The organism is Cognatishimia activa, assembly GCF_017798205.1.
Taxonomy (GTDB): Bacteria; Pseudomonadota; Alphaproteobacteria; order Rhodobacterales; family Rhodobacteraceae; genus Cognatishimia; species Cognatishimia activa_A.
Window position 1 is genome coordinate 157,140 of the sequence record NZ_CP060010.1, and the last position, 12,393, is coordinate 169,532.

Below are 12,393 nucleotides of genomic sequence, written 5' to 3' on the forward strand. Positions count from 1 at the left end.
TGAAAATAAATCCTTTCGACCTGCGCTAGAAGGGAAGAAACAAGAGGGACATTGGGCGTGACACGATATCCACGAGATATGCGCGGCTATGGGGCGACGCCTCCGGATGCGGCTTGGCCGAATGGCGCACGCGTGGCGGTTCAGTTTGTGCTGAACTACGAGGAAGGCGGCGAGAACTGTGTTCTGCATGGGGATGCGGCCTCGGAAGCGTTTTTGTCCGATATCCCTGGGGCGGCTCAGTGGCCTGGGCAACGCCATTGGAACATGGAGTCGATCTATGAGTATGGCGCGCGGGCGGGGTTCTGGCGTCTGCATAAGCTCTTCACCAGCGTAAAGATCCCGGTCACGATTTATGGCGTTGCAACGGCCTTGGCGCGCGCGCCGGAACAGGTCCGCGCTATGCAAGAGGCTGGTTGGGAAATCGCTTCGCATGGTTTGAAATGGGTTGAGCACAAGGATATGCCTGAGGCCGAAGAGCGTGCGGCGATAGCCGAAGCAATGAGGCTCCACGAAGAGGTCACAGGTGAAGCCCCGCGCGGTTGGTACACGGGACGTTGCTCGGAAAACACCGTACGACTGGTCGCGGAAACAGGCGGTTTTGACTATGTTTCAGACACCTATGATGACGACCTGCCCTATTGGCGCGAATATGGCGACCTCGATCAGCTGATCATCCCCTATACGCTTGAAGCTAACGACATGCGCTTCGCGACCGCGCCGGGCTGGGTGACGGGGCAGGATTTCTTCACATATCTGAAAGACGCCTTTGATGTGCTCTATGAAGAAGGCCGCGCTGGCGCGCCCAAGATGATGAGCATCGGCCTGCACTGTCGCCTCATCGGACGGCCCGGCAAGATCAAAGGCCTCATGCAGTTCATCGACTATATCCAAGGCTTTGAAGGCGTCTGGACCCCACGCCGGATCGACATTGCGAAACACTGGGCGGAACACCACCCGCATCAACGCTATGCGCGTCCATCCCAAATGGATCGAGAGACGTTTGTAGGCACCTATGGAGGCATCTTTGAGCATTCCGCTTGGATCGCAGAACGTGCTTTTGACCGAGAACTCGGCCCCGCCCATGACACAGCTATCGGCCTGCATTCCGCCCTCGCCCGTGTGTTTCGGATCGCGTCCGAGGACGAACGTCGTGGCGTTCTGCTTGCCCACCCGGATCTGGCGGGCAAGCTCGCTGCCGCAGGACGCTTGACAGAGGAGTCAACCTCTGAACAGGCCTCAGCTGGCCTTGATATGCTGACGGACGCGGAACGCGCGCGCTTTACCCAGCTGAACACCGACTATGTCGCCAAACACGGCTTCCCCTTCATCATCGCCGTACGAGATCACAACAAACAGGGCATCCTGAATGCCTTTGAACGCCGTATTAACAATGACAGCGCGACCGAATTCGCCGGGGCCTGCACACAGGTCGAACGCATCGCCGAGCTGCGCCTCGCAGATCTTTTGCCATGATCGAGATCATCGCCCAGCCCCTGACCAAAGAGACCTTCGCCCCTTTCGGAGACGCCTTGGAGCTGCGCGACACGCCTGACAAGATGATCAATCAGGACATGTGCGGCCGTCACCACGACCTCGCAAACCTCGATTTCACAGACGGGCGCGCGGGAATCAGCCTCTTTGACGCGATCCCACGCGCGCTGCCCTATCACTTCAATCTGGTAGAGCGGCACCCCTTAGGGTCACAAGCCTTTATACCAATGAGCATATCGCCTTTCTTGGTCATCGTCGCCGAAGACCTGGACGGCACGCCCGGCACACCGCGTGCCTTTATCACTCGCGCGGGCCAAGGCATTAATTTTCATCGAAATACTTGGCACGGCGTTCTGACACCGCTGCATACCCCCGGATTGTTCGCCGTCATCGACCGCATTGGCGATGGCGCAAACCTAGAAGAATTCACCTATGAAACTGGTTTCATGGTAACCAAACAACAAGAATAGGCGCTGAGACAACAGTGCCACTCATTGCCAACAGAAAGAGGGACATTTCATGGCAGACGCACAGACTTACTCAGATCCAAATGCAACACCGCCGTTAAACCAAGCGATCCCGCTTGGGTTTCAGCACGTGCTGGCGATGTTTGCATCCAACGTAACGCCGTCCATCATCGTGGCTGGCGCTGCCGGGCTGGCCTTTGGGGGACCAGAGCAGATCTATCTGATCCAGATGGCGATGCTCTTCGCCGGGATCGCGACGCTGTTTCAAACCGTTGGGATTGGCCCCGTCGGCGCGCGGCTTCCGATTATGCAGGGTACTAGCTTTGCCTTTGTAGGCGTGCTTGCGGGGATTGCCGCGACCCAAGGGCTCGGCGTGGCGCTGACCGCCTGTATCATTGGCGGTATCGTGCACTTCTTATTGGGGTCGGTGATCGGCAACCTACGCTGGCTCTTCCCGCCGCTTGTGACCGGGCTCGTGATCTTGGCGATTGGTCTTTACCTGATCCCCGTTGCGATCAAATACGCAGCAGGCGGGGCTGCTCAGTTCCAAATGGAAGCCGAAAGCTTTGGCTCGCTGATGCATTGGTCTGTCGCCCTGACAGTGGTGATCGTCGCCTTGGTGCTTAAGTTCTTTACCAAAGGCATCCTCTCCAGCGCAGCTATTCTCGTGGGCTTGCTCGCGGGCTATGCTCTGGCCTTTGCTCTTGGCATGGTGAACTTTGGCGCGGTTGCCAAAGCCTCCTGGATCACCGGCATTCAGCCACTGCCTTACGGGTTTGAATTCAGCCTCGGTGCCGTGATTGCCGTGACATTGGTGTCGATCGTTTCGGCGATTGAGACCGTGGGCGATGCTTCAGCCACCGCCAAAGCGGGCGCGGGTCGCGATGCAACCGATGCCGAGATCCAGGGCGCGACCTATGCGGACGGTCTGGGCACTGCAGTTGCGGGTGTCTTTGGCGGCCTGCCAAACACTTCCTTCAGCCAAAACGTCGGCATCGTCGGCATGACCGGTATCATGAGCCGCCATGTTGTGACCATCGCTGGTCTTGTTATGGTGATTTGTGGCCTTCTGCCAAAGATCGGCGCGGTCATCGCCTCTATGCCTCTGCCTGTGCTTGGTGGCGGTGTGATCGTGATGTTCGGCATGGTGGCTGCGGCTGGCCTGAACGTGCTTTCTGAGGTCAAGATGAACCGCCGCAATATGGTGATCATCGCGATCTCACTGGCAGTTGGCCTTGGCCTCAACCTTGTGCCAACAGCCGTGCAGTACCTGCCAGGCGTGGTGAAAACGTTGATGACATCGGCGGTCGCACCGACAGCGCTCTGCGCGATTGTGCTGAACCTGGTTTTGCCACAAGAAGACTAAGACGTCTCGGCGGACCTCGTCCGTTGAAATTATAGTTCAATACTGGACGCACCCTTTTAGAGTGCGTCTTTTTTAACGCTAAAAAGAATTAAAATATATTAATTACAAACACTTAATCAAAACCGCCCACAAGAAACAACGCCTCCACATTCGCTTATACTTATGGAGGTCGGCTTTGAATTGAGTTGCCCGACTTATGCATGGCTGCTATGCGCGTAGCCAGCTACCAAAGTAGTTCAGCATTAAACTATACTGCTGCTATAGCATTTTGGAGGAGGTCTCTACATGGCGACACCATTGGACGATATTGATCCGGTCGAATCCCGAGAATGGCAAGATGCCGTTGAGGATGTGATCGCGCGCGATGGCGCGGACCGGGCGCATTACCTATTAGACAAAGCGGTGCAACAAGCGCGCGCCGCCGGGGCGAACCTGCCGTTTTCGGCGACAACCCCATATCAGAACACGATACCAGTGGATCAGCAGGAAGCCTTCCCCGGCGATCTGGATATGGAATGGCGCATCCGCACGATCAACCGCTGGAACGCGATGGCAACGGTTGTCCGCCGCAACAAGGTCAGCAGCGAATACGGCGGCCACATCGCTTCCTTCGCCTCCTCTGCTGTCATGTATGACATCGGCCTGAACCACTTCTGGCGCTCTAAGTCGGCGATCCACGGCGGCGATCTGGTATTCTTCCAGGGTCACGTGATCCCAGGCATCTATGCACGCTCCTTCATGGAAGGCCGTCTAACAGAAGAGCAAATGGAGAATTTCCGCTCTGAAGTAGATGGCAATGGCCTGTCTTCTTATCCGCACCCATGGCTGATGCCGGACTACTGGCAGTTCCCAACCGTTTCCATGGGTCTTGGCCCGTTGATGGCGATCTACCAAGCACGGTTCATGAAATACATGCACAACCGCGGCCACATTGATATGGCGGACCGTAAGGTCTGGTGTTTCCTGGGCGACGGCGAGATGGACGAGCCGGAAAGCCGTGGCGCGATCGACCTCGCCGCGCGCGAGGGCCTCGATAACCTGATCTTTGTTGTGAACTGCAACCTGCAGCGTCTTGATGGCCCTGTGCGCGGCAACCACAAGATCGTTCAGGAACTTGAGGGCGACTTCCGTGGCGCAGGCTGGAACGTCATCAAACTGCTTTGGGGCAAGGGCTGGGACGAACTGCTAGAGAAAGACACCTCTGGCAAACTGCGTCAGCTGATGGATGAAACAGTCGACGGTGACTACCAGACCTTCAAATCCAAAGACGGCGCCTATATCCGCGAGCATTTCTTTGGCAAATACCCAGAGACCGCGAAGCTGGTCGAAGACTGGAGCGACGAGCAGATCTTTGCTCTGCGTCGTGGCGGCCATGATCCGCAAAAAGTCTATACAGCCTTCAAACGCGCGACAGATACCAAAGGCACCCCAACCTGCCTCTTGATCAAAACGGTTAAGGGTTACGGCATGGGTTCTGCGGGTGAAGGTCAGAACACGACCCACCAGCAAAAGAAAATGGCCGAGGATCAACTGCGCGCGTTCCGGGATCGCTTTGAGATCCCTGTGAGCGACGAAGATCTGCCAAAAGCACCGTTTGTAAAGCTGAACAACGCTCAGAAAGCCTATCTTGCAGATCGCCGTAAAGCTTTGGGTGGCGAGTTCCCGAAACGGGAAACCAAATCCGACAAGCTCGAAATCCCGCCGCTGTCGAAGTTTGACGCACAGCTCAAAGGCACAGGCGAGCGTGAGATTTCAACCACTATGGCCTTTGTCCGTATCCTGACCACGCTGTTGCGTGACAAGCAGATCGGCAAAAACGTGGTACCGATTGTGCCGGATGAAAGCCGCACCTTTGGTATGGAAGGGCTGTTCCGATCTGTGGGGATCTACAACCCACTGGGCCAGAACTATACGCCCGAAGATGCAGACCAGATGATGTACTACAAAGAGTCCATCAACGGTCAAGTTCTGCAAGAAGGCATCAACGAAGCCGGCGCGATGGCCGACTGGATTGCGGCGGCGACGTCCTATTCCAACCACGGCGTGCCAATGATCCCCTTCTTCATCTACTACTCGATGTTTGGCTTCCAGCGGATCGGCGATCTGGCCTGGGCCGCAGGCGACAGCCGTGCCCGTGGCTTTATGCTGGGCGGCACCGCGGGTCGGACCACACTGAACGGTGAAGGTCTGCAACACGAGGACGGCCACAGCCATATCCTTGCAGGCACTATCCCGAACTGCATCAGCTATGACCCGACCTTCCAGTTTGAGGTTGCCACCATCGTGCAACATGGTCTCAAGCGGATGTATGAGGACCAAGAAGACGTGTTCTTCTATCTCACGCTGATGAACGAGAACTACAGCCATCCGGATATGCCAGCAGGTGTTGAGGATGACATCATCAAGGGTCTCTATCGTTTCAAAGACGTGAAACGTCCGGGCAAGAAACATGTCACGCTGATGGGCTCTGGCACCATTCTGGTGCAGGCGATGAAGGCGGCTGAGATGCTGGAAGAGGACTTTGGTGTGTCTTCCGAGATCTGGTCTGCCCCAAGCTTCAACGAGCTGGCCCGCGATGTTCAGGATGTGGATCGTCACAACCGTCTGAACCCGCTGGCGGATCCGAAAGTGCCATTTGTCACCGAGCAACTGAGCAAAGCCAAAGGCCCGATCATCGTCGCGACCGACTATATGAAGAACTATGCCGAGCAGATCCGCTCTGCGGTTCCGGGTCGCTACACGGTTCTGGGCACGGATGGCTTCGGGCGCTCTGACAGCCGCGTGAACCTGCGCCGCTTCTTTGAGGTGGATGCAAACCACATCGCGGCGGCGGCCATGGTTGACCTCTATCGTGAGGGCAACGTGACCAAGGCGCAGCTCGAAAAAGCACTTAAAAAATATGACATCGACGGCAACAAGCCGAACCCCCGTCTGGTGTGATCGGGAGAGGAGACAAGATTATGACTATTGACGTAAAAGTACCCGATATCGGCGATTTTTCCGACGTACCGGTTGTGACCATTCTGGTCAGCGTGGGGGATGTGGTCAGCGAAGAAGACCCGCTGATCGAAGTGGAAAGCGACAAGGCGACGATGGAAGTGCCCTCGCCTGCGGCAGGCACGGTCAAGGAGATCAAAGTGTCCGAAGGCGATCCCGTTTCTGAGGGCACCCTGATCGTGGTTTTGGACGGCGAAGCAGCCGCCTCAACCGAGGCCCCTGCAGCAGCGCCAGCTCCTGCGGCTGCACCAGCGGCAGCGACCGCGGCGGCCACTGCTCCGGCGGCACCGGCAGCGGCCTCTGTCACGGACAGTGGCTTCTCTAAGGCGCACGCCAGCCCATCGGTGCGTGCCTTTGCACGCCAGCTGGACATCGACATTTCCAAAGTGAACGGCTCTGGCCGCAAAGGTCGGATCCTGCGCGAAGACGTCACGGCCTTCCTGAAATCCACCACAGCCCCTGCGGCCTCTGGTGGCGCAGCAGCGCAAGGCGGCATGGGGATCCCTCCGATCCCAGCGGTCGACTTCAGCAAATTCGGCAAAGTCGAAGACGTGGAAATGCCACGGATCAAAAAGATCTCTGGCCCTGCGCTGCATCGCTCTTGGCTCAATATCCCGCATGTTACCCATAATGATGAGGCTGACATCACGGATCTGGACAAATACCGCAAGGAAATGGACACGATGGCCAAAGAGAACGGCTATCGCGTGACCCTCCTGAGCTTTGTCATCAAAGCATCGGTGTCCGCCCTGAAAGAGCATTGGGAAGTCAACAGCTCGATCCATCCGGATGGCGACAAGCTGATCAAGAAGGACTACTACAACATCGGCTTTGCGGCAGACACGCCAAACGGTCTGGTGGTACCTGTGATCAAAGACGCGGACCGCAAGGGCATCGTTGAGATCTCTAAGGATCTGATGGAACTCTCCGGCAAGGCCCGCGCGGGCGAGCTGAAGGGCCCTGACATGTCTGGCGCGACCTTCACGATTTCGTCCCTAGGCGGCATCGGCGGCACATCTTTCACCCCGATTGTGAACGCACCAGAAGTTGCGATCCTTGGTCTGACACGGTCCAAAATGGCCCCAGTCTGGAACGGCGAAGAATTCGTGCCGCGCCTGATGCAGCCTCTGTCGCTGTCTTACGACCACCGCGCCATCGACGGAGCCTTGGCCGCACGGTTTACCGTGACGCTCAAGACCCTCTTGGGCGATATGCGCAAGTTGATGTGGTAAGGGGGATAATCTGATGGAAGTTAAAGTACCTGATATCGGTGATTTTTCCGAAGTTCCTGTGATCTCGATCCTGGTCGCCGTGGGCGACACGGTTGCGGAAGAAGACCCGCTGATTGAGCTGGAATCTGACAAAGCGACTATGGAAGTGCCCTCCCCTGCGGCGGGCACTGTGAAAGAGATCAAAGTTTCTGAGGGCGACAATGTATCAGAAGGCTCTGTGATCTTGGTTCTCGAAGGCGCTGCGGCGGCGGATGCCCCTGCAGCGGCCCCAGCCGCAGAGGCACCAGCGGCGCCGACCGCTGTGGCGCCGACCGGCACCGCAACTGGTGCAGGCGATGTACATGCCGAAGTCGTGGTTTTGGGGTCTGGCCCGGGCGGCTACACCGCAGCGTTCCGCGCGGCGGACCTTGGCAAAAAGGTCGTGCTGATCGAGAAAGACAACAACCTTGGCGGCGTCTGTCTGAACGTCGGCTGTATCCCGTCCAAGGCACTGTTGCATGCGGCCAAAGTGATCACCGAGTCCGAGGAAATGGGCGATCACGGTATCACTTTTGACACGCCGAATGTCGATCTGGACAAGCTGCGCGGCTGGAAGGACTCTGTGGTCAAACAGCTGACCGGCGGTCTGGGAGGCCTCGCGAAGGGCCGTAAGGTTCAGGTTGTGACCGGTTTCGGTACCTTTACCGGACCGAACATGATCGAAGTGAACGACAACGGCAAACGCTCGACCGTTAGCTTTGATCAATGTATCATCGCAGCAGGGTCCGAGCCGGTCACCTTGCCCTTCATCCCACATGATGATGAGCGTGTGATTGACTCGACTGGTGCTTTGGAACTGAAAGACATCCCAAAGCGGATGTTGGTTCTGGGCGGCGGCATCATCGGTCTGGAAATGGCGACGGTCTATGACGCGCTTGGCGCCGATGTGACCATCGTAGAACTGATGGATCAGATCATTCCAGGCGCTGACAAAGACATCGTGAAGCCTCTGCATAACCGCATCAAATCGCGCTATGAGGACATCAAACTTAAGACCAAAGTCACCGCTGTCGAAGCGCGTGAGGACGGTCTGAAAGTGACCTTTGAGGATGACAAGGGCGAGGTCACAACCGATGTCTTTGACAAGCTTTTGGTTTCTGTCGGTCGTCGCCCGAATGGCGCCAAGATCAATGCAGCTGCTGCAGGGGTTGCGGTGGATGAGCGCGGCTTTATCGCGGTCGACAGCCAGCAACGCACGGGTCAAGCGCATATCTTTGCGATTGGCGATGTGGTTGGTCAGCCGATGCTCGCGCACAAAGCCGTCCACGAAGGCAAGGTCGCAGCTGAAGTCGCAGCAGGCCACAAGCGCCACTTTGATGCGCGCGTGATCCCGTCGGTGGCCTATACCGATCCAGAAGTGGCTTGGGTTGGCGTGACCGAGAACCAAGCGAAAGCGGAAGGTATCAAGGTCGGCAAGGGCTCGTTCCCTTGGGCGGCGTCGGGCCGGTCGCTGTCGCTGGGGCGCTCTGAAGGCATCACGAAGCTGATCTTTGATCACGAGACTGATCGTGTGATTGGCGCTGGCATCGTGGGTCCAAACGCCGGCGATCTGATTGCTGAGGTGGCGCTGGCCATCGAGATGGGATCCGATGCGACCGATCTGGGCCACACGATCCACCCGCACCCGACCCTGTCGGAAACGGTGAACTTTGCAGCCGAAATGTTTGAAGGCACGATCACCGATCTTATGCCTCCGAAAAAGCGCAAGTAAGGGCGCACAGAAGCAAGAGACGAGAAAGCCCCGCCAATTGGCGGGGCTTTTCTTTTAGGGCTCTGCCCTCTTGGCCTGCGGCCAATTCATCCGGGATATTTTGGGCAAGAGAAAGACCTAGCGAGCCATCAGGCGGACCATGTCGAGAAGGCGGCAGGAGAAGCCGAACTCGTTGTCATACCAGCCAAAGACGCGCAACAAGCCCCCGACGCTGACAGAGGTTTCGCGTTCGCAGATAACGAGGCTCTCGGGGCGCATGCGCAGGTCGGTTGAGACGAGTGGTTTTTGCGTCCAGCCCAGAATGCCGTCGGCGGTCTTGGACTTGAGCAAGGCGTTCACCGTCTCTGCAGAGACTGGGGACTCTGTCTGGATCGTCAGGTCGATGGCGCTGACGCTGGCGGTGGGCACTCGGATCGCGCGGGCTTCGACGCGGCCTTCCAGGTGAGGCAGCACGCGATCAATCAGCTTTTGGGCGCTGGTGGTCGTGGGCACCATCGAGAGCGCCGCCGCGCGGCTGCGTTCGAGATTGGCGCGGGGTTTGTCGACGGTAGGCTGCGAGCCGGTGTAGCAGTGCACAGTCGTCATGTGGCCACTGATCAGGCCGTATTCGGCGTCCAGAACTTTCATCAAAGGTGCGAGTGCGTTGGTGGTACAAGACGCGTTGGACACCACGCGATGGGAGCCGATTTGATCTTCATTCGCGCCCAGCACAATGGTGATGTCCGCCTCATCCGAGGGACCAGAGATCAGAACACGCTTCGCCCCCGCCTCTAGTCCATGTTCGGCAAAGGCGCGTTTGCCGGCCATGCCGGTGCATTCCAGAACCACGTCGACGGTGCTGAGATCCAATGTCGAGATGTCTTTTTCGCTGTGGAACGGAATGACCTGACCGTCCACAGTCAAGGATTGATCGCCCGCCTCAACCTCACCCGGATAGGGCCCAAAGATCGAGTCATATTCGAACAAATAGGCGCAGGTTTCGAGCGGCTCGATATCGTTCAGGCCAACAATTTCGATATCGCGATAGGCCGCGTTCTGTTTCAGAATACGCAGGACCGCTCGGCCGATCCGGCCAAAGCCATTAATAAAGATACGCGTTGTTTGATCAGACATTGCACAGCCCTCATGGCGAGTCGCTTAGGCGCGCAGTTTCACTCTCTTTGCCGCGCAATGGCCAGAGCGAAATTGTACCAATCTAGAGCGGCATATGCCGGTTCACGTCCTTATAGAGCAGATAGCGGAAGCGGCCCGGTCCTGAGGCATAACAGGCCTGCGGGCAGAAGGCGCGCAGCCACATGAAGTCGCCGGCCTCCACCTCGATCCATTGTTGATTGAGCAGGTAGACCGCCTTGCCTTCGAGCACAAAAAGACCGTGCTCCATGACATGGGTTTCCGGGAATGGGATCACGCCGCCCGGCTCAAAAGTCACGATATTGACGTGCATGTCGTGGCGCATGTCGTCGGGCTCCACAAAGCGTGTCGTGGCCCAGCGCCCTTCGGTGTCGGGCATAGCAATGGGCGCATGGTCTGCATCCGACGTCACAAAAGCCTCTGGCGCATCGATGCCGTCAACCGCGTCATAGGCTTTGCGGACCCAATGAAATTGTGCGGGTTGATCGCTGGTATTCAGAAGAGTCCATTCGCTGCCCGCGGGAATATAGGCATAGCCCCCCGCGGCCAATTCGTGTGTCGCGCCACCAAGCGTCAATTGCACTTCACCGCCGACAACAAACAGAACGCCCTGTGCTTCTGGATCAAGCTCTGGCTTATGACTGCCGCCACCCGCGCCGACCTCCATAAGGTAATGCGAGAATGTTTCGGCAAACCCGCTGAGCGGGCGCGCTAGAACCCAGGCGCGTGTCTTTTCCCAGAATGGCAGGTTTGAGGTCACGATATCAGTCATCACGCCCTTCGGGATCACCGCGAAAGCCTCGGTGAAAATCGCGCGGGTTGTGGTGATCTGGGTTTGCGGAGGCAGGCCGCCTTCGGGGATATGATAAGACGTGGTCATGGCAGTCTTTCGCTGTTCTCTTGCGCTACAGAACCTGATTTTGACACATCCGCCAAGGCGTTACGGCGCCAAAACACTCGTAGCCTGTGTTTGAAAATCATGGCTGGAATGGCTCGATAAGCTCTGGCCCCTGCGCGCGATTGGAGTTCACTTTGGGATCGACCTGGTAAAAGGACAAGAGGTCCTCATCTGCTGCTTTCATCAACGGTGCGGCCCCAAACCCCTCTTCGCCCAACCACAGCCCCCAGTCTTTTTGGCCAATCACAACGGGCATTCGGTGATGCACCTGAGACATGGTCTCATTGGCTTTGATCGTCACAACCGCACAGGTGCGCTGGCGGGCATCCTCAAGCCCCCAGTCTTGCCAGACACCGGCCAAGGCCAAGGTCTCTGGCCCCTGTATGTACCAAGGCCAGCGTTTGCCGGCCTCGTCCTTGGTCCATTCATAAAAGCCGCTGATCGGGATCAGGCAACGGCGCGCGCGGCAGGCCTCGCGGAAGGCGGGTTTCTCTGCAATGGTTTCGGCACGCGCGTTGATCAGCAAAGGCCCGTCCGTCGGGCTCTTGTACCAATGCGGCAGGAACCCCCAGCGCATGGTGACAAGCTTTCGACTGTCCTCAGACATGACCACATGCACGCCGGTTGTCGGGCAGACGTTGTAGTTGGGCACATCGGGCATGTCGTTCGCTGGCGCTGCGTCAAACAATTGCGCCATGGCATCTGTCGGCAGAGTTATCGCGAAACGCCCGCACATCGCTGACTATCGCGCCTGTTTGCGGGCGAGCTCTATTTTGGCCTCCATCATCGACATCTCTTTCATGATGTCCTGACGTCTGGTGCGATCGCCGGTCTCGCGTAGCTCCTCACGCAGTTTGGCCAGTTCCCGCGAGAGCGATACGAATTCGGGCACCCCGCCGCTTTCCTTGATCAGGCGATTGATCAGAGCGTTCTCGGGATCGTCCTCGCGCGGCAACGGCTTGCCTGCGCCTTCAAGGTCGTCAAAGGCGCCTTCCGCCTCTGCGGCCGCGATTTTTTGGTTGATGAGGTCAATGAGCGGGTGATCCATATCCCCTTTCTAA

The 12,393-nt window shown here is 57.6% G+C and carries 10 protein-coding genes; 6 read left to right on the forward strand and 4 right to left on the reverse strand.

The window, feature by feature from the left end:
• The first annotated feature begins 57 nt into the window (after nucleotides 1-57).
• The 6 genes from puuE (at nucleotide 58) to lpdA (ending at nucleotide 9,303) form a co-directional block, all read left to right on the forward strand.
• Nucleotides 58-1,473 carry an allantoinase PuuE gene (gene puuE / locus HZ995_RS00760; protein ID WP_209356797.1) on the forward strand — a complete coding sequence of 472 codons (1,416 nt, stop codon included), beginning with the start codon at nucleotides 58-60 and terminating at the stop codon, nucleotides 1,471-1,473.
• Nucleotides 1,470-1,961 carry an ureidoglycolate lyase gene (locus HZ995_RS00765; RefSeq protein ID WP_209356798.1) on the forward strand — a complete coding sequence of 164 codons (492 nt, stop codon included), beginning with the start codon at nucleotides 1,470-1,472 and terminating at the stop codon, nucleotides 1,959-1,961. Before puuE ends, HZ995_RS00765 begins: the two co-directional genes overlap by 4 nt.
• Nucleotides 1,962-2,010: 49 nt before the next feature.
• Nucleotides 2,011-3,324 (forward strand): uracil-xanthine permease family protein, encoded by a 1,314-nt coding sequence (locus HZ995_RS00770; protein WP_209356799.1) that lies wholly within the window; start codon nucleotides 2,011-2,013, stop codon nucleotides 3,322-3,324.
• A 285-nt stretch (nucleotides 3,325-3,609) separates the two neighbouring features.
• The gene (aceE, locus tag HZ995_RS00775) at nucleotides 3,610-6,264 is read left to right on the forward strand and encodes a pyruvate dehydrogenase (acetyl-transferring), homodimeric type (protein ID WP_209356800.1); all 2,655 of its coding nucleotides are present in this window, start codon (nucleotides 3,610-3,612) and stop codon (nucleotides 6,262-6,264) included.
• Between the two features lie 20 nt (nucleotides 6,265-6,284).
• A complete protein-coding gene (aceF, locus tag HZ995_RS00780; RefSeq protein WP_209356801.1) occupies nucleotides 6,285-7,553 on the forward strand; it encodes a dihydrolipoyllysine-residue acetyltransferase in 1,269 nt (422 codons plus the stop codon).
• Nucleotides 7,554-7,566: 13 nt separating this feature from the next.
• Nucleotides 7,567-9,303: a dihydrolipoyl dehydrogenase gene (gene lpdA, locus HZ995_RS00785; protein WP_209356802.1), complete on the forward strand. Its 1,737-nt coding sequence runs from the start codon at nucleotides 7,567-7,569 to the stop codon at nucleotides 9,301-9,303.
• 117 nt (nucleotides 9,304-9,420) lie between these two features.
• Here the strand turns inward: lpdA and HZ995_RS00790 are convergent, their stop codons facing one another.
• The 4 genes from HZ995_RS00790 to HZ995_RS00805 all read right to left on the reverse strand — a co-directional run bounded on the left by HZ995_RS00790 (nucleotide 9,421) and on the right by HZ995_RS00805 (nucleotide 12,380).
• Nucleotides 9,421-10,416: a type I glyceraldehyde-3-phosphate dehydrogenase gene (locus HZ995_RS00790; RefSeq protein ID WP_209356803.1), complete on the reverse strand. Its 996-nt coding sequence runs from the start codon at nucleotides 10,414-10,416 to the stop codon at nucleotides 9,421-9,423.
• Nucleotides 10,417-10,498: 82 nt separating this feature from the next.
• Nucleotides 10,499-11,314, reverse strand: a complete 816-nt coding sequence (locus tag HZ995_RS00795) for a bifunctional allantoicase/(S)-ureidoglycine aminohydrolase (protein ID WP_209356804.1) — start codon at nucleotides 11,312-11,314, stop codon at nucleotides 10,499-10,501.
• Between the two features lie 97 nt (nucleotides 11,315-11,411).
• Complete coding sequence (locus HZ995_RS00800; RefSeq protein ID WP_209356805.1) at nucleotides 11,412-12,068, reverse strand: SOS response-associated peptidase; 657 nt, start codon at nucleotides 12,066-12,068, stop codon at nucleotides 11,412-11,414.
• A 6-nt stretch (nucleotides 12,069-12,074) separates the two neighbouring features.
• Nucleotides 12,075-12,380, reverse strand: a complete 306-nt coding sequence (locus tag HZ995_RS00805) for a DUF1992 domain-containing protein (RefSeq protein ID WP_209356806.1) — start codon at nucleotides 12,378-12,380, stop codon at nucleotides 12,075-12,077.
• Nucleotides 12,381-12,393 lie beyond the last annotated feature (13 nt).